This is a genomic window from Terrimonas sp. (assembly GCF_003075435.1).
GTDB lineage: Bacteria > Bacteroidota > Bacteroidia > Chitinophagales > Chitinophagaceae > Agriterribacter.
Genome location: NZ_QCZJ01000006.1, coordinates 152,266 through 172,087 on the forward strand (window position 1 = coordinate 152,266; position 19,822 = coordinate 172,087).

Genomic DNA, 19,822 nt, shown 5'->3' on the forward strand with positions numbered 1-19,822 from the left:
CTTTTGTTGAAGTTCTAGGTATTTATCTTTTAAAGTCTCAATATTCACGTTGAATATTTATTGTTTGATTCGCTTGTTTACTATTTTCTTTACTTCGTCTTTTAATTGTTTTGGAGTTGGCAACTTTTCTTTCAATAAAGCAGGTAACGATTTAATATATTGATATTCACTTACCCCTATCGGATGGTTGATGTTTTGTAATGCATAATCAACGTCAATATTATCTTTTGCTCCGCAAAGAATTATTCCAATTGTAGGGTTGTCTGTAGATTGTCTGAATTTTTTATTAATCACATTCAGGTAGCCATTCATTTGTCCCGTATCTTCCCATTCAAATTCGTCCATCTTTAAATCAATTACAATAAAACTGTGAAGGAGGAGATGGTAAAACAGTAAATCAATCTTCCTGTTTTTTCTTCCAACTCTAAGCGCAACCTGCCTGCCAACAAAAGCAAAGCCAGCACCTAACTCAATAAGAAACTCTTCGATGTGACGAATAATTTGTAGCTCCAGTTCGAATTCGGTAATTTCCTCTCCCAATTGTAAGAAGCCAAATTTGTATGGATCTTTTAAAATTTGGTTGGCTAAGTCACTTTGGGTTTTTGGTAGCGTAAGATGAAAGTTTGTGCTTTTTTTTGCTTTTACCTGCCGCTGGTATAAATCAGTATCTATCTGGTATCGTAATACCGCCCTGCTCCAGTTGTTTTCAATGGTTTTATGTATATACCAACTGCGTTCGGTAACATCTGTAATTTTATCAAGAAGATATATATGATGACCCCATGGAATGCTGGCCAGCTCTTCATTTGAGAAGAACCATTGTATATTATTAAATTGCGCAGCAGCTTGTTGCGTAATTAGGTTTTCTGTGCTTATGGTAGAAACTGAGTTATTGTTTTTGCTTACTTTTACTTTATTTGCAACCTGCTTTTTTTCTGCCTTTTTATTACTTTGTTTTAATTGCGCAGCAAGTTGCTGCGTAATTAAAAATTCAGGATAGGCTTCAGCAAATTGCTTCATATACAACAGGTTTCTCATAGAGAAACCCAGTAAGTCAGGAAATCCTTTTTGTAAATCGATTGATAGTTGTGTAATTATTTTCGCACCCCATTTTTCTTTATCAATTTTTTGTACTATTTGCCTGCCTATATACCAATATAAAACAAGCATATTTTGGTTAACCTTTAATGAGGTTTGCAGTGTTGACTGATTGATATTCTTTTTTAATTCTACCAGCCATTGGCGATATTCTTTTGGTGTGTTTTTCATTTTTCAGGTGTTTTATTCAGAATGGTTATACTACCGTTTAGTTGATATAATTGAGTGGCAATGGTGCTTTGCTCATTCACCCAATTATTATAATTACGGATGGTTTCGCTAATCTCACTTAAATACCGGATCCTGCTATCAGGAATAATACTGCTCTTTTTAATAGCTTCTTTCTTAACGGACCCAGCAATTTTTGATGGGCATGCTATTTGCAGTTTATCATTTATTTTGTTTGATAATAAATCAAATAAATGATTAATCCCCTCATCATTAAATTTGTTGGCACATACACCCAATACCGGCAGGTCTTCATCTTTTGCTGTAAACAATTGATGATTTCTTTTGTATTGCTTTCTTACATCCATTAATGCATCTTCAGCACCGGGCTTATCAAACTTGTTTATGACTATGATATCAGCATAGTCCAGCATATTTATTTTTTCCAGTTGAGAGGCTGCACCATATTCAGGCGTCATCACATATATACTAACATCACAATGATCAACTATGCTAACATCACTTTGACCAACTCCGGCACTTTCAAGAATGATGCAATCATATCCTTCATTCTTACAAAGTGCAATAGCTTGTTGTGCCACACTGCTTAAGGCGGTATTATCTTCACGCGTGGCAAGCGAACGCATATAAGCCCGTGGATGGGAAATGGCATTCATCCGTATCCGGTCTCCCAGTAATGCACCTCCTGTTTTTTTCTTGCTCGGATCAACAGAAATAACAGCAATTGTTTTATCTGAAAATGCGGCAAGATAACGGCGTACAATTTCATCGGTAACGGACGATTTACCTGCGCCTCCTGTGCCTGTTATGCCTATAACAACAGACTTATTACCGGCAGTATTTAATGGAATGTCATCTGTAGTATTCGATTTCCCTTCTGCTGATGTTATAGCCTGCGCTAAATGTTTTATATTATGGGCTTCACCGAGCGGGTATTTTCCTTTTGCGGGTTCCTTAATCTTTCCATTGTGGGTATGTCCATTTGCGCAAAGCATTATTACATCCTCAATCATTCCTTCAAGCCCCATTTTTCTTCCATCATCAGGACTGTATATTCTTGTAATACCATATTTATGCAATTCCTCAATTTCCTTCGGTAATATGGTACCTCCACCGCCACCAAAAATTTTGATATGGCTGGCTCCGTTTTTGTCCAGCAGCTCTTTAATGTATTTGAAAAACTCAATATGCCCGCCCTGGTAACTGGTAATAGCAACGGCTGTAGCATCTTCTTCTATAGCGCATTCCACAATTTCATGTGCGGAACGGTTATGGCCGAGATGAATTACCTCCACACCTTTGCTTTGCAAAATGCGCCGCATAATATTGATTGCAGCGTCATGCCCATCAAATAAACTGGTGGCTGTAACTATGCGGATTTTCTGCGACATGCACTCAATTGTATAAGCAGAATAAAGTTAATATAAAAAACTAACAGATATTAGTTGTCTCTCCCGGCAAACCTTTACCATATGGTTAATGTTAGTGCAAACGTATTCGCAAAATAGGTTTGGCCTACAGCAAAAATGGGAGTAGTTTAGTCCACTCAAAAAGGAAAATCAACATGAAACTGATTCGATTCGGAAAAGCAGGCAAAGAAAAACCCGGCATTCAATTGGAGAATGGACAGCGTATTGATATATCTTCATTTGGTGAAGATTATACTGAAGATTTTTTTGCTACAGATGGCATAAACAGGCTTGCGGCATGGCTAAAAAATAATCAGCAATCAGCACCTGTGGTTGATGGTGCAGAAAGACTGGGTGCTCCGATCCTTCGCCCATCGAAGCTTATTTGTATAGGCCTCAATTATTCCGATCATGCCGCTGAAAGTAATATGCAGCTTCCGGTTGAGCCAATCATATTTTTTAAATCTACTACCGCCATTACCGGTCCGAATGATGATATTGTTATTCCTAAACACAGTACGAAAACAGACTGGGAAGTAGAGCTGGCCGTGGTAATAGGTAAAAAAGCATCTTATATTGAAGAAAAAGACGCAAACAATTATATAGCCGGTTATATGCTGCATAATGATTACAGCGAAAGAGCTTTTCAACTGGAAAGAAGCGGGCAATGGGTGAAAGGAAAAAGCTGTGATACATTTGCGCCTATAGGTCCATGGCTTGCAACACCGGATGAAATTAAAGATGTGAATAATCTTCGTTTATGGCTTACCGTTAATGGTAAAACTTACCAGGACGGCAATAGTAAAAATCTCATCTTTAAAATACCTTTTATCATCTCCTATTTAAGCCAGTTTATGACCCTGCTTCCAGGCGATATTATTACTACAGGAACCCCAGCTGGTGTGGGATTAGGCCAAAAACCTGCCCCCATTTATTTAAAGGCAGGAGATGTTGTGGAGTTAGGTATTGATGGATTGGGACAAGCTAAGCAAACCCTGGTAAGCTGGACTGGTAACTGATGATAACTCATTTAATGCTTTTTTAATGAAACGATTTTGCCTTGCATGCGATCTTAAAGATGACCCTGAGCTTATTGCTGAGTATAAAAAAATACATACCAATATTTGGCCGGAGATAGCCCAACGAATAAAAGATGACGGCATTACTGTAATGGATATTTTTCTTACAGGAAATCGTATGTTCATGATTATGGAAACGGCCGATGACTTTTCTTTTGATGCGAAGGGAGATTCAGATGCCAGTAACCCCCGCGTGCAGGAATGGGAAAATTTTATGTGGAAATTTCAACAGGCATTACCCTGGGCTAAGCCGGGCGAAAAGTGGGTGTTGATGGAAAAGATTTTTGAACTTAAATAAGCTTGAAATAATGAAACAGGTACTTCTATTTTTTTCTTTAGTAATTATACTTACTGTTATATCTGCTTTTTCATTCCAGCAAAAAAAGAAAGTTATTTTCTTTGGTGATTCTATTACGCAGGCAGGCGTTGGACCCACAGGCTATATCACTGTATTGCAGCAATTGCTTGCAGCCAATGGAAGAGATAAAAGTTTTGAGCTGATTGGTGCAGGTATCGGGGGAAATAAGGTATATGATCTTTACCTGCGCCTGGAAGATGATGTGTTGTCGAAAAAGCCTGACCTTGTATTTATTTATGTTGGCATAAATGATGTATGGCATAAAAGATCACATGGCACCGGCACTGATGCTGACAAGTTTGAGAAGTTCTATAATAAACTGATTGATAAAATTCAGGCAGCGGGAGCAAAAGTGGTGATTTGCACACCAACAGTTGTAGGTGAGAAAAAAGATTATGTGAATGAGTTAGATGGAGACCTGAATAAATACGCAGAAATTATAAGAGGCATTGCAAAAAACAAGAATGTTGAATTAATCGATTTGCGCAAGGCAACTGTAGCTTATATCTACACCCATAATCCTGAAGATAAAGCAAAAGATATTTTAACTACAGATGGTGTGCATATGAATGAAACAGGAAATAAGTTTTTAGCAGATCAGTTTTTACCGTTTATAAAGTGAGTTGATTTGGAGATTTGTGAATTTGGAAATTTGAAAAGGGTAAACCAGGAGGCGTTTTGATGAAAGATTAAACGTCTAGATTTACTTATCACTTACCACTTATTACTTACCACTTATGACTATCGACACTCATGTTCATTTCTGGAAATATGACCGTAAGCGTGACGGCTGGATGGATGATATGAAGATACTGCAGCAGGATTATCTTCCGGAAACAATTGCTTCTACTTTAAAAAGAAATGGTATAGATGGATGTGTGGCGGTGCAGGCAGATCCGTCGGAGGTGGAAACAAGGTTCCTGGTAGAACTGGCAAAAACACACGATATTATTAAGGGTGTGGTTGGCTGGATTGATTTCCAGGCAAATGACGTTGCCGAGCGCCTGCAGCATTTTGCTGTAAATCCCTCCATTAAAGGGTATCGCCATATTGTGCAAAGCGAACCTCATGAGTTTTTGTTAGGTAAAAAATTTCAAAGTGGTGTAGCTGCATTAAAAGAATATGGTTATACCTATGATGTGTTGATATATCATCACCAGTTAAAACCGGCAGTGGAATTTGTGTCAAAGTTTCCGGAGCAAAAACTGGTACTTGACCATTGCGGCAAACCCAGTATCAGGAATAAAGACATAAAGGAATGGAGTATATTGATTAGAGAAATGGCTCTTCATCCCAATGTATATTGCAAACTGAGCGGATTATTTACCGAAGCCAACTGGAAGGATTGGAGTGCGGCAGATTTCTACCCCTATCTTGATGTGGTGTTTGATGCGTTTGGTGTAGACAGGCTGATGTTTGGTAGTGACTGGCCGGTAATATTGGTTGCCGGAATGTATGTGCAATGGAAAAGCCTGTTGGAGAAATATATGGAAAATTATAGCGAAGAAGACCGTGAAAAAGTATTCGGGGCTAACGCCGTTCAATTTTATAATCTCTGATCATAATAAATTTTAAATTGAAAATATGGATCTGAATCTTGCGAATAAGGTATATATAGTTACAGGTGGTGCAAAGGGTATTGGGGCGGCTATCAGTAAAGGCATTGCCGCCGAAGGTGGCATTGTGGTGGTAGTGGGACGTGGTAAAGATGATAATATTAAAATAGTAGATGAAATTGTAAAGGCGAAAGGTAAAGCGAGTTATGTAACGGCTGAGTTGTCTCAGGCACAGGCTTGCAAAGAAGTAATAGATTTTACAGCAGAAAAATATGGACAGATTGACGGCTTGATAAATAATGCGGGTATTAATGACGGTATTGGATTAGAAAATGGATCGCCCGAAAAGCTTTTTGAATCGCTGCACAAAAATTTAAGCCACTATTATAACCTTGCACATTATGCTTTGCCTTATTTAAAGAAAAGCAAAGGGAATATTGTGAACATCGGTTCTAAAGTGGCAACAACCGGACAGGGGAATACTTCTGGTTATGCTGCCTCAAAAGGAGCGATTAACGCACTTACAAGAGAATGGGCAGTTGAACTGTTACCCTATTCCATTCGTGTTAATACTGTATTACCAGCTGAAGTATGGACACCACTATATGAAAACTGGATCAATAGCTTGCCAAATCCAAAAGAAAAATTAGAACAGATTGTTTCTAAAATTCCTTTTGAAAAAAGAATGACAACCGCCGAAGAGATTGCTGACATGGCGATATTCCTGCTGAGCAGTAAATCGAGCCATACTACCGGGCAGATCATCTATGTAGATGGTGGATATACGCATCTCGACAGATCACTGTAAATATTACTCAACCTCAATAACTGATTGCATGGCATTAACTCCCTCTTCAACTACAGCATCCGTAAGTTCGAAAGACTCAAACAATTATACCTTTCCCTTAATACTGGTAACCAGCTTGTTTTTATTGTGGGGGCTGGCTTATGGATTATTGGATGTGCTGAACAAGCATTTCCAGGAAGCATTGAATATTACCAAGTCAAGATCAACATTGTTACAGGCAGCATATTTTGGTGCGTACTTTTTAATAGCCTTGCCAGCCGGTTTGTTTATGAATAAGTTTGGATATAAAAAAGGAATACTGCTCGGGCTTTTGTTATATGCATTTGGTGCATTTCTTTTTTATCCATCCGCTCAAACGGCGAGTTTTAATTTTTTTCTTGTAGCGCTTTTTATATTGGCATCAGGATTAACCTGTTTGGAAACCGCCGCCAATCCTTATGTTACGGTTTTAGGCAAGCCGGAAACTTCAGAATTCAGGTTGAATTTGTCGCAATGCTTTAATGGCGTCGGTTCGTTTATAGGCCCCATTATTGCAGCGCATGTTTTTTTTGGAGAGAGCTCTGCCAACGACCCGACCAATCTTGATTCAGTAAAGATGGTGTATATAATTATTGCTATCGTGGTTTTGTTTGTGGCATTTTTATTCTGGAGAACATATTTACCTGAAATTAAAGAGGAAAAGACGGGCGATAGTCTGTTAAACAGTTTGCCGGGTGCTGCTACCGGTACTCAGAAGTCATTATTCCAGCACAGTCATTTTGTATATGGCGTAATTGCCCAATTTTTTTATGTGGCTGCCCAGGTAGGGGTAGCAGCGCTTTTTATTAATTATTGTACGGAGGCAAAAAGCGAAATTGATAATGCCAAGGCGGCATATCTCCTTTCTATAAGTCTTGCATTATTTACGGCAGGTCGTTTTGTGGGCACCGCATTAATGAGGAAGATCGCTCCCAATATATTGCTAACTATTTTCGCTTTGGTTAATATTGTACTTTGTGCTGTAGTGGTATGGGGCAGCGACTGGCTTTCTGTATATTCCCTTATGGCTGTTTTCTTTTTTGAATCCATTATGTTCCCCACCATTTTTGCATTAGGCGTTAAAGACCTTGGGCATCATACAAAAAGAGGATCTTCTTTTCAGATCATGTCGATAGTTGGTGGCGCTTTAATGCCTTTTGTAATGGGTTTATTAGCTGACAAGGGTACAGCACATTCCTATATCGTTCCTTTGCTTTGTTTTGTGGTGGTTGCCTGGTATGGATGGCGGGGGTACAGGGTAAAGTGATAAAAAAGCAAATATATTTATAGCTTAAAGTAGAAAATAAACGAAGCCCAGCATAATGGCTACAGTTTGTTTTTCCTGTAGATATGTAAAGCAAAGAAGAAGAAAATATATATTATTTGATATAAAGCCTCCGGCAAGAATATTTTATTCCATCGCGCACCTCAACTATATAGCAATGCGTTCAAAGGTTGTTGTTTATAAATAAAACACTTCAGTTACAATACTTATTGCGGGGACGCCGTTATTCAAGTCTGATACTGGATATACCGTATTAATTTTTCATAATTATTATATATCAAATTAGAATTTCTGTTTGATACCAACCTTCGCTCTAAAATATCACTGCAGTCCTGATTCATAGGATCGTCAGTTTTCTAGAGTCAGCATATATGATGATAAATGCATTGCTTTATGCCTTTAATTCCACCCTTTAAGAGCTTTGTACTTGTGTTTTTTTTAATTTTTGGCTGCAACACCTTCCTAAGTGGTCAGATGCGCCAAATATATCTCGATGATAGTAGACCGGAAAATGAGGTATACAAGATCAGCTTTTACACTCCGTCTTCGGGGTATGTCGCTTTCAAAAACTGGATTGGGTATTCAATAGATAGCGGCCACACTTTTGTAAAGAAATATATAACTGTTTCAAATGTGGATTTTAATGGCTATGGAGTAAATCTCACTTTAGGTTTTGGTATAGCTGGTGTAAAAGCCTTTAATCAAAATAATATTATTGTATGGGGAGATTACGGATATGTTCCTGCAATACTTCGGTCGACAGATGGTGGAAATAGTTTTAAGCTGGTATACCATTCTCAATATAATCCGCTACAAATATCCGGCGGAGTTACAGATATGATATTTCCCCAAAACGATAATATAGGATTTGCGATAGATGCAGATAGGATATTGAAGACAACCGATCAGGGAATAAGTTGGCAAACAGTAAAAATAACAGAAGGTGCCGGATGGCAGTTTCTTGAGGCTGTTGATAACAATAATGTATATGCGGGAAGTACTCGTTATCAAACTAATCAGCTCATTAAAACTAGTAATGGAGGTAACAGTTGGCAAAATATTGCATATCCCAAGACCGGAGTTAAAATGTCATATGCATATTTTATCAACCCGTATAAGGGCTGGCTAAACTGTAATGAAGAAAACTCCAGATTCTATACTTATATAACCGAGAATGGAGGTACAACCTGGAACCTGCTAAATGACCCTGACGCAACACCGATGTATGCTGCCAAAATAAAATTTATTGATGATAATACAGGTTATGCATTGACCGGGCAGAATAATGTGGCTAAATCTGTAGATGGCGGTAAAATATGGGAGATGTTGCCGAGGGATAATTCATTTGCTTACCTTGGTTACACACATAATGATCTTTACATTATTAACAGTAACCAGTTATGGGCAGGCGGAAGGCTTGGCTTTTTTGAACTGGGTATAAACGGTGGAGGAACTCCCCTGCCCAAGGCTTATTTAAAAACAGATACAACAAGCTTTGGTGCCACCGGTTTAGTTAGCCTGAAAAACTTTTCGAGGGCTGGCTACAGCTATACATGGATAGTTAATGGTAAACCTATTAGTAATGCTTATGAGTCAACATATACTGCAACATTCAATGAGCATATGGACACTATTCAATTAGTGGTATCAAACGGAAGCGTTATCGATACTGCTACAAAATATATTTATCTCCCTTCAAGGGCCTCTATCACTGCGTTCAATCCAACACAAGGTAAAACAGGAACTGAGATCACTATTACCGGAACAAATTTTTACAATGTTAAGTCAGTAACTATTGGCGGTGCTGCTGCATCATTCACCGTTGAATCACCTACTGTCATCAAAGCATTTGTTGGCTCTGGGGCGTCAGGTGATGTTACTGTTAGCACTACATCGGGCTCAAGTACATTACCCGGATTTATTTATTTTCCTCCACCAACTATTGTATCATTTTCGCCAGCCACAGGAACTGCCGGAACGCTCATTACTATAACCGGAACAAATTTTACAGATGTGACCAAAGTTACTTTTGGTGGTGAAACGGCTATGTTTACGGTAGTTTCTCCAACATTGATTACTGCCACAGCCCCTTCTTCCGGACCGGGAACAGTTAGTGTAACGGCTTCCGGCGGCAATACGTCATTGCAAGGATTTATTTCTATTCCAACCATTACATCATTTACTCCTTTAAAAGGAACGCAGGGTACGATTATGACTATAACAGGAACTTCATTTACAGGTACTACTGCGGTTGCTGTGGGCGGTGAGCAGGTGTTATCATTCGTTGTTGTTTCATCAACCCAGATCAAAGCTACAATTGGTGCCGGAGCTTCGGGATCAGTAAATGTATCAGCGCCGGGTGGTAGTTCAACTATGGGGCAATTTAATTGGTTCTTACCTCCTGCGATATCTTCATTTAGTCCCACAAACGGACCAACTGGCACAACTGTCACAATCAGCGGTTCCAATTTTCATATTACCCCATCAGAAAATATTGTGTATTTCGGTGCTGTGCGTGCTACCGTAATGTCAGGAACCAGCAGTTCATTGACCGTAAAAGTACCGGCTGGCGCAACCTTTGAAGCTATTAGTGTGGTTAGTAATAATCTGATTGGCTATTCAGCAAAACCGTTCCTTGTTACATTTATGAATGGAGGTAGTATTACTCCCAGTTCATTTGCCCCTCCGGTTGGCGTCTATGTAGGTCCCAATAACGGACTTTCAGATATAAAAATAGGTGACATCGATAATGACGGAAAGCCAGATATTATCGCAAAAGTGCAAGGGCTAACTGACAATAGCGGTCTGTTTGTATATAGAAATATCAGCACATTGCCATCAGTAGCTTTCGATACTCCTGTTTACATACGTTCTGATTATTTTCCAGTAAGCTTAGAATTGGGTGATCTTGACGGAGATGGGAAGCTGGATATTGTAGTTGGTGGTGAAACAACTATTTCTGCATTCAGGAACATTTCAACGCCGGGAAATATATTGATTGTGCCATCAGTTGTAACGAGTGTTCAAAGGTCGCCTGTGAGCTTAGCAATAGGCGATATAGATGGTGATGGGAAATCCGATATTGCTGCATCTTTTTATCCTGCTGAATCAGCTATCATATTACGCAATACAAGTGAACCAGGATCTTTTTCTTTTGCTGAAGCTATAGCTATACCCAGTACTCCGGGAGGTAGAAACATGCTATTAGCAGATATTGACAGAGACGCAAAACCAGACCTTATTATCCCCAATGCTACATCACATGAATTTTTAGTGCTTAATAATACATCATCTAAAGGCAATATTATATTCAAGCCACCGGTAAAGTACCCAGGCTATTCCCATTCATACATGGCGGCAGGCGATATAGATGGTGATGGAATTACCGATTTGGTATCAGGTGATTACAGAGGATCTAGAATGACGGTTTTAAGAAATAACGGATACGGAGAGTTTGAGGATCCTGTGCAGTTTGATGCGACAGGAAATCCCGGAGGTTTGTCATTGGGCGATATTGACGGGGATGGTAAAATAGATATAGCTACTTGCCTTGTGAATGTAAATCTTGGCGTCTTTAAGAATCTAAGCACCATCGGCATAATTAGTCTGGCACCAAAATCAGACTATTCGCCAATCCAGGTTACAGGCCAATATCTTACAGCAATCGCTGACTTTAATGGGGATGGCAAAAACGATGTTTTGGTTACGTCGCCATCAGATACGGCTTTAAAAATTTATATTAACAAAATAGAGCCTGAACCTTTTATACAATCATTTTCTCCTACTACAGGAGAAATGGGAACTATAGTTAATATTACCGGCGTAAATTTTAGCGGAGCTACAGCTGTTTCGTTTGGAGGAATACCTGCCCAATCCTTTACAATAAATTCTTCCACAAGCATCACTGCTGTTGTTGGTCCGGGGTCTTCCGGAGAAGTGGCTGTTACCAATGATTATGGTACGGCAACAAAAACCGGATTTTTATTAGGCACGCCCCCGGTTATAACATCTTTTGCGCCATCGTCAGCTCGGGTTGGTGCAAGTGTTGTGATTAACGGATATAATTTTAATGAGATAACTTCTGGAAATATAGTATACTTTGGGGGAGTGAGAGCAACTGTAACCTCTGCCTCCACAACATCATTGTCGGTTATAGTACCGGCTGGTGCATCGTATAGTCCAATAACTGTTTCAACCCGCGGCTTAACTGCATATTCAGCTAAACCATTCAGCATTAGCTTCCCGGGAAGTACAGGATCAATGCTTCAATCTTTCTCTGGCACAAGGCTGCAAAGATCTGCAGGACGCTTTGCTTCATTTTGTGATATAGATGGCGACGGAAAGCTTGATATGGTTACAGGTAACCAGGATATTATAATTGCACGAAACATGAGTACTCCGGGAAATATTCAGTTTGCAGAAGACCGGGGCTTTTCAACAACAATGCCTTTATTTAAACCTTTAACAGGTGATTTAGACGGTGATGGAAAACCGGATATTGTTTCTGTTAGCTATGATGGTAGTGGTATAGCTGTTTTCAGAAATACAAGCACTGTTGGCGATATTTCAATTACGCATGTCACAAATTTCTTTACTGGTGTATCTACCAGTTGGCCGTCAGATGGGCTGATCCATGATCTCGACGGAGATGGAAAACCAGATATCGTAATCGCTAATTACTCTTCGCAAACTATAACAATATTCCGAAATCTGAGTGAACCCGGAAATATTGTGTTTGACACCAGGATAGATTACAATATGTTCAGCTACTCAACCAAAATCACTGCAAGAGATATTGATGGAGATAACAAACCGGATTTACTGGCCATGTCGATTCCTAATGGCGGTTCTGTTTTTTTGAATACCAGTATTCCCGGAAAAATTAGTTTTTCCAATAAAATAGATTACGGCAGGCAGCCTCAGCCCAATAGCATTTACGCAGTTGACATGGACGGAGATGAAAAACCAGATATGCTAATGGGATCATCTAATGAAAAAGGTGTTTTAGCCTACCGGAATATTAGTATGCCAGGTGCTATTACTTTTGAACAGAAAAAAGACATTTTTACAGGGACAGGTATAAGTATTACTGATGTTGGAGATCTAGACGGAGACGGGAAACCAGATTTATTGCAACTAAGTACATTCGACATCAACAATATATCTATACAAAGGAATATGAGTGAGCCGGCCTCTATTAACCTGGATGAAAAGATTGATATAGCATTCAACGATAGAATATACAGTGCTTCAATTGCCGATATTGACGGGGATGGCATGCCCGACATTTCAGTCTTTACCTATAATACCGTAAGTTTTTTGCTTAATACAACGGGCAAAGCTACTCCTGTAAAAGTTTGCCCTAAAGGGACCACAAGCTTTACCTCTGCTGTAAAAGGCAATAGTTATCAATGGCAGCAATATAGCGGCAGCACTTTTGTCAACATTTCAGAAAACGCTTATTTCTCAGGAACACAAACTGCTACTTTACAAATTATTAATGTGCCTGCATCCTGGAATAATTACCAGTACCGGTGTATTATTAATGCCAATCAATTTAGCGAAGTTTACGGACTTTCAATTACTGATACATTAGTAACACCAGTAGTTAATATAACTTCAAACACCGATGCAATTTGCCCGGGAAACGAAGTTTTGTTTACAGCATATCCTGTTAACGGTGGAGAAATTCCATCCTTCCAATGGCAGGTGAATGGTGTGAATGCCGGCACTAACACCCATACTTTTTCGTCAGAAACGTTCGCCAATGATGCGGAGGTAAATGTAATTATGACAAGCAGTGCTTTATGCCCATTACCCCAAACAGTTAAAAGTAATACTATTAAAGTAAAGGTCAATCTGGTATTGGCGCCATCTGTAAAAATAGAGCAGGAGCCCGGCGTAATTTGTCCTAATACCCATGTTACCTTTAACGCAATACCGGTGAATGGAGGGCAATTCCCATCGTATGAGTGGAGAAAAAATGGCGTCATTACCGGAAACAATAGCCCGTCTTATACGCCTTCAGAAATACAAGCTGGCGACAGTATATATGTTATGATGACCAGTGATATAGCATGCCCTATGTATACTAATGTAAGAAGCAGTACCATACATGTAGTAATTAATCCGAAGCTTACTCCCGCAGTATCAATATCCTGCAATGCAAATTTGATACAGGGACAAGCAACATCAATAATCGCATCTCCGGAAAATGAGGGTAACATGCCTTTATATATGTGGCAGGATAGCACGCAGGCGTATAGCTGGAAAAATATCCCTTCTGCTGCATCAGAGATACTCAATTATCAACCAAAGCAAACGGGTGATAAAATTCGTTTGGTAATGACCAGTAATGCTGATTGCGGCGATCCTGCCACCGTTACCAGCAATACAATTAGCTTTTTTCTGACACCGGGTACACCAGGCTCCGGACGTATTGCACCTAACCCTGTTGTTGGAAACCTTCTTGTGCTTGACAGTTTGAATATTTCAGACAACTGGCGGACACTTGATATATTTGACATGGGCGGAAATGTAAGGCTTCACATGAATTTGGCAACTCTGCATCAGATCAAGATATCTGTCCCGGTTACAACATTACAAACAGGCTCCTATTTCATTATATTAAGAAATAATAATGGAGCCGTGAAGAGAATGTCTTTTGTGAAACTATGACCATATAAACGCTATATTTAGCGATGCAAGCGAATTATCCGTGTCTGCCTGTCAGAATCAGCTATTTGTTATTATTTCCTTTATTCTTTTCTACCTTAAAATTTGGACGGTTAGTATTACCGCTTCCACCGCGGGGATTATTATTTCTCGGTCCGCGTTGTTGTTGCGGTTGCTGAGGTTGGCTTAGTCCCTTTTGTTCGCGTTGGTCTTTGTGATGATCCCTGCTTTTATTAAATTTCTTTTTTCTGTCAGCTTTTTCGAGGCTGCGCAGGCTTATCTGCCCAACCACATCCACAAATTCAGGTTCAATTTCTTTTGGTTTGTTTGAGGTAACTTCTTCTGTTTCGAGCGTTTCAGGTTTAACGCCCTTGGCATTCATGCTTTTTATTTTCCGAACAGTATCTATGGATAGCGGGTATTGCTTGCTGCTTTCAGGCAAAGTATACCACATCAGGTTCCGGAAAATATCTTTCTTGATAAGCAGTGCATTACCTTTTGTGGTCTCAAGCATATCCGCATTTTCAGGAAAACCCTGCAAAGCATCAAGGTAGGTGTCTAACTCATAGTTGAGACAGCATTTCAGTCTGCCACATTGCCCGCTTAATTTGGTTTGATTGATACTGAGGTTTTGATAACGGGCTGCAATGGTAGTTACGCTCTTAAAGCTGGTGAGCCAGGTGCTGCAGCATAGTTCACGGCCGCAACTTCCTATACCGCCCACTTTGGCCGCTTCCTGGCGGGAGCCGATCTGCTTCATTTCCACCTTAACCTTAAATTCAGAAGCATAGGCTTTGATCAGTTCACGGAAGTCAACACGACCATCAGCTGTATAGAAAAAAGTTGCTTTTCTGCCATCCGCCTGGAATTCTACCTCGCTTAATTTCATTTCCAGTTTTAGTTGCCGGGCAATTGAGCGAGCTCTCATCAGTGCTTTAGGTTCCCGTTCTTTATTCTGGCGCATCTGCTCCAGATCGCGGTCGCCGGCGCGGCGCAGCACTTTCTTTATGTCAGGATTATTTTCTTCAACGCCTTTTTTCTTCAATTGCAACCTTACTAGCTCTCCGGTCATACTTACTTCCCCTACATCAAAACCGCTTACACCTTCAAGCGTCACCAGTTCACCTTTTTCAAAAAGATGTACAGTACTGTTACGGTAAAATTCTTTCCTGCTCCCTTTATTAAAAGAGACCTCAATAACGCGGCATATGGATTCTGCATCGGATATAGGCAAATTGGTTAACCAATCATGTACATTCATCCGGTTACATCCGCCGGTGCTGCATCCTCCATTACTCTTACAACCATTAGGTTTTCCGCCGGTATTTGTGCCACAGCTACTACAACCCATATATGAGTTTCGTTAAATAGTTAATAAACGTCCGGTAGGAAACTATGCTATTGTTACAGAAATGGCAAAGCACACTATTATCCTGTGAAGCATATCCGCCTGATGGCGGACAGTATATCTATAAAGCCGTAGGGCAAAAATGATAACGGCTGAAATCAGAATAACCTATATTGAATTAAACTAAACTGCTGTTCATTGCACACAAAATTCAACCCACAAAACCTGTAACAATATATAATAGCATCCTTTTCAGGACAATTGTTTCCAAAAATAGCGAAATATTGCCAGATTATGTGAGCGAATGATAAATTGTTGTATGGGCTATAGGGCATATCTATGCCAATACTTCCTTTAAAACCGGCAACGATCTCATGGTGCCGAAATCATTTACATGCAGGATATAAAATTGCATTAAGGCATCAAGTACCTGCCGCCTGGTAATATTATTTAATATGATATCTCCGGCTTCGTGCGGTTGCAAGGCTTTCAGTAACAGGGAAACAGCATGTGCCGTTTCTCCCGCCGAATAAAAATAATGCGCAGGAGTTTCTTGTATAAAGCGACCCTCCTGTAAATCAAGTATCGGGGTTATCGCCGTATAGTTATCCTGTATTCTTGAGCCAAGGAACTCGGTGAGGTGTAACGCGAAGAAAGCAGGATAGTTAGATGTTGTTTTAGCGTCTGCCTGGTCGAGCTGTATGTAAGCGTCTTCTATAAAATTATACAGGTCTGCATTGGTTTCCGGTTGCTTCAGCACTTTTTGCAGTAGTTCCGTCATGAATACAGCAACCGCGTTTTTATATATATTAAAGAAAACCTGCTGATACAGGTAATGCCATTTAGCTTCCTTAATACGCTGCAGGTTTTTCAGTTCATTATGATATACTTCCATATCCAGCAGCGCAGCCGGCTGAAAAAGATTGCCTTTTACGGCAGATTTTTTATTGGTACGAACGCCGTTAATAAGATACGACTGTATCCCGAAAAGCTCTGTATAGATTAGCGCAATGATGGAGGTTTCACCATATGGTACAGTGCGTAAAACAACTCCTTTACTGTGAAAAACCATCTTAGTGCTATATTAAACGAGAAACGACAGACAAGAAATATAAGAATCTGATGTCTGTCGCTTCTGCCTGCAGGCTTCTCCTTTTACGAAGAAATGCAATGAATTATTGTTAATACAACATGCTTACCTGATCCTGGTATTTACGCCACCTTCAGCATGCTCATCTTACTGTTGCTGAATTTATGCTCCGCATAATCCAGTGTAAGATGAAACTCTTTGTTTCCGGATGTAGGCATTTCGAACATAGCATCGGTAAGAATATTTTCACAAATGCTGCGCAAACCTCTTGCACCTAATTTATATTCAAGCGCTTTGGAAACAAGAAAATCTAAAACGGCATCATCAATCTTTAATTTGATACCCTCCATTTCGAAAAGGCGTATATATTGTTTGATAAGCGCATTTTTGGGTTCGGTAAGAATAGATCTCAATGTTGTTGCATCTAAGGGATTGAGATATGTGATTACCGGTAAACGGCCCAACAGTTCGGGAATCAACCCAAATGACTTCATATCCTGTGCATTCACATACTGCAACAGGTTTTTCTTCATGGCTTCCTGTTGGTCTTTATTTACATTAAAGCCAATAGCATTGGTATTAACCCTGCGGGCAATTACCTTATCAATGCCATCAAATGCCCCGCCGCATATAAATAAAATATTCTGTGTATTTACTTTTACCAGCTTTTGCTCAGGATGCTTTCTGCCCCCTTGCGGAGGAACAAGTACTTCTGTTCCTTCAAGCAATTTTAATAATCCCTGTTGCACACCTTCGCCGCTTACATCACGGGTTATAGAAGGATTATCGCCTTTACGGGCAATTTTATCAATCTCATCTATATATACTATACCTTTTTCTGCAGCGGCAACATCATAATTGCAAACCTGCAACAGACGGGTTAGTATACTTTCCACATCTTCACCCACATAACCCGATTCGGTGAATACGGTAGCATCAACAATAGCAAAAGGCACATTCAGCATGCGGGCAATGGTTTTTGCCAGCAGGGTTTTACCCGTGCCTGTTTCACCCACCATTATAATATTGCTCTTGTCTATCTCTACATCATTATCACCAATTTTCTGCTGTAAGCGTTTGTAATGATTATATACTGCAACCGCCAGCACTTTCTTCGCCTCATCCTGCCCGATCACATATTCATCAATAAACTTCTTTATTTCTATTGGTTTTTTTACAGTTAGTTTAAACTGTGGATGAGATGATTCATGCTTTAAAACCAATTCCTGTTCAATGATATCTCTTGCGTGATCAACGCAGTTTTCACAAATATGTCCTTCCTGTCCGGCAATGAGTATTTTAACCTCATCGCGGCTTCGTCCGCAAAACGAGCAATGTAATATTGATTTAGCCATTATACGTTTGTGTTCAATTAATAATCAGCTAACAGAGGATATGGAGGATGTTGGTGTTTTTATACGAATTAGAGCGGAGAACAAAAGTCCGAAACTTTTTTGTAAATATCCAGTTTATAAGGCAGACATATGTCAAATTCCGCTGCATGAAAAAAGCCGCTCATCGAAAGCGGCTTTCAATAAGCTGATTTTAAAATGCTTATATCTTTTCAATAACTTTATCTACTATACCGTAAGCCACAGATTGTTTAGCGTCCATCCAATAATCCCTGTCAAAATCCGCCATAACCTTTTCAAAGGTTTGTCCGCAGTTTTCCGCAAGTATTCTGGCGCTCATCTCTTTTACCTTTATGGTTTGAGCTGCCATTATTTCTAAATCTGCAGAAGTACCCTGTCCACCACCACTCGGCTGGTGGATCATTACTTCACCATGAGGAAATATATAACGTTTCCCCTTTTTACCACCGCTCAATAATATTGATCCCATAGATGCAGCCATTCCCATGCAAACAGTTGCCACCGGGGATTTTATCATCTGCATAGTATCATAAATAACCATGCCACTTGTTACGATGCCGCCGGGGCTGTTTATATAAAATGTTATTTCTTTGCCCGGGTCTATTGCATCAAGGTATAAAAGCCTGCTTGTAATGTCTTTTGCACTTTTGTCATCTACTCCGCCCCACAGGAAAACTTTACGCTGTTCAATAAATTTTTTGTCAAACTGCCATCCGCTCATCATCTTTTCCATTGATGGCATTTCCGGGGTTTCCGGTACATCTTCATCGTCTAAAACAAATTTCTTCTTGTTATTTATATACATGGATTGTGTGAATTAGAATTGATAAATTTATTTGTCTTTTTGTTTTTTAGGATTGATAAGAAGCACTTCATCCACCAATCCGTATTCTTTAGCTTCAGGCGCAGTCATCCAGTAATCACGATCAAAATCTTTGGCAATTTTTTCAACATCCTGGCCGCTGTGGTAAGCTACTACTTCATACAATTCCTTCTTCAGTTTCTTTACTTCATTAACGGTGATCAGTATATCGCTTGCCTGTCCGCCTGCACCTGCGCTTGGCTGGTGCATCATTATTCTTGAGTGTTTCAACGCCGTACGTTTGCCTTTAGCACCTGCACACATCAGCACAGCACCCATGCTGGCAGCCATACCTGTGCAAATGGTAGATATATCCGGGTTGATGTATTGCATGGTGTCGTATACTCCCATACCGGCATATACAGAACCACCAGGGCTGTTGATATACATTTGAATATCACGGGTACGGTCAGTACTTTCCAGGAATAACAGCTGGGCGGTCACAATATTTCCAACTTCATCAGAAATAGGATAACCCATAAAGATGATACGATCCATCATTAAACGGCTGTAAACATCCATTACAGCAATGTTCATGGGCCTTTCTTCAATAATGTTGGGTGTGAGGTTGGTTACTACATGCTTTGTGTAACTGTCTAATGTATTGCTTGAAATACCTTTATGCCTGACTGCGTATTTTTCAAATTCTTTTCCAATGTTCATGATATGATATT

Annotated in this window: 14 protein-coding genes; 7 read left to right on the forward strand and 7 right to left on the reverse strand. The window is 39.7% G+C overall.

The annotated features are described in order from the left end of the window. Positions 1–57: 57 nt before the first annotated feature. Both DC498_RS08950 and DC498_RS08955 read right to left on the reverse strand, forming a co-directional pair. Complete coding sequence (locus tag DC498_RS08950; RefSeq protein ID WP_116873806.1) at positions 58–1,269, reverse strand: PDDEXK nuclease domain-containing protein; 1,212 nt, start codon at positions 1,267–1,269, stop codon at positions 58–60. After that, positions 1,266–2,678: a cobalamin-dependent protein gene (locus DC498_RS08955; RefSeq protein ID WP_116873807.1), complete on the reverse strand. Its 1,413-nt coding sequence runs from the start codon at positions 2,676–2,678 to the stop codon at positions 1,266–1,268. Before DC498_RS08955 ends, DC498_RS08950 begins: the two co-directional genes overlap by 4 nt. 173 nt (positions 2,679–2,851) lie before the next feature. Between DC498_RS08955 and DC498_RS08960 the strand changes: the two genes are divergently transcribed. From DC498_RS08960 to DC498_RS08990, 7 genes are all read left to right on the forward strand, one after another. Then, on the forward strand, positions 2,852–3,715 hold the full coding sequence (locus DC498_RS08960) for a fumarylacetoacetate hydrolase family protein (RefSeq protein ID WP_116873808.1): 864 nt from the start codon (positions 2,852–2,854) through the stop codon (positions 3,713–3,715). 25 nt (positions 3,716–3,740) lie between these two features. After that, a complete protein-coding gene (locus tag DC498_RS08965) occupies positions 3,741–4,073 on the forward strand; it encodes an L-rhamnose mutarotase (protein ID WP_116873809.1) in 333 nt (110 codons plus the stop codon). Between the two features lie 10 nt (positions 4,074–4,083). Further along, positions 4,084–4,755, forward strand: a complete 672-nt coding sequence (locus DC498_RS08970; protein WP_116873884.1) for an SGNH/GDSL hydrolase family protein — start codon at positions 4,084–4,086, stop codon at positions 4,753–4,755. Between the two features lie 115 nt (positions 4,756–4,870). Beyond that, positions 4,871–5,692 carry an amidohydrolase family protein gene (locus tag DC498_RS08975; protein ID WP_116873810.1) on the forward strand — a complete coding sequence of 274 codons (822 nt, stop codon included), beginning with the start codon at positions 4,871–4,873 and terminating at the stop codon, positions 5,690–5,692. 25 nt (positions 5,693–5,717) lie between these two features. Beyond that, positions 5,718–6,497 carry an SDR family oxidoreductase gene (locus DC498_RS08980; protein ID WP_116873811.1) on the forward strand — a complete coding sequence of 260 codons (780 nt, stop codon included), beginning with the start codon at positions 5,718–5,720 and terminating at the stop codon, positions 6,495–6,497. 28 nt (positions 6,498–6,525) lie between these two features. Next, positions 6,526–7,782 (forward strand): L-fucose:H+ symporter permease, encoded by a 1,257-nt coding sequence (gene fucP, locus DC498_RS08985; protein ID WP_116873812.1) that lies wholly within the window; start codon positions 6,526–6,528, stop codon positions 7,780–7,782. 492 nt (positions 7,783–8,274) lie between these two features. Beyond that, positions 8,275–14,478 (forward strand): FG-GAP-like repeat-containing protein, encoded by a 6,204-nt coding sequence (locus DC498_RS08990; protein ID WP_165813801.1) that lies wholly within the window; start codon positions 8,275–8,277, stop codon positions 14,476–14,478. Between the two features lie 61 nt (positions 14,479–14,539). On the opposite strand, the gene DC498_RS08995 is transcribed toward DC498_RS08990, so the two are convergent. The 5 genes from DC498_RS08995 to DC498_RS09015 all read right to left on the reverse strand — a co-directional run bounded on the left by DC498_RS08995 (position 14,540) and on the right by DC498_RS09015 (position 19,811). Beyond that, the gene (locus DC498_RS08995; RefSeq protein WP_116873814.1) at positions 14,540–15,826 is read right to left on the reverse strand and encodes a PSP1 domain-containing protein; all 1,287 of its coding nucleotides are present in this window, start codon (positions 15,824–15,826) and stop codon (positions 14,540–14,542) included. 334 nt (positions 15,827–16,160) lie between these two features. Then, on the reverse strand, positions 16,161–16,895 hold the full coding sequence (recO, locus tag DC498_RS09000; RefSeq protein ID WP_116873815.1) for a DNA repair protein RecO: 735 nt from the start codon (positions 16,893–16,895) through the stop codon (positions 16,161–16,163). A gap of 140 nt (positions 16,896–17,035) precedes the next feature. Continuing rightward, entirely contained in the window at positions 17,036–18,268 is a 1,233-nt protein-coding gene (gene clpX, locus DC498_RS09005) for an ATP-dependent Clp protease ATP-binding subunit ClpX (protein ID WP_116873816.1), read from the reverse strand. A 199-nt stretch (positions 18,269–18,467) separates the two neighbouring features. Further along, entirely contained in the window at positions 18,468–19,091 is a 624-nt protein-coding gene (locus DC498_RS09010) for a ClpP family protease (RefSeq protein ID WP_206197565.1), read from the reverse strand. A 27-nt stretch (positions 19,092–19,118) separates the two neighbouring features. Continuing rightward, positions 19,119–19,811, reverse strand: coding sequence for a ClpP family protease (locus DC498_RS09015; protein ID WP_116873817.1), 693 nt, complete (start codon positions 19,809–19,811; stop codon positions 19,119–19,121). Between the last annotated feature and the right edge of the window lie 11 nt (positions 19,812–19,822).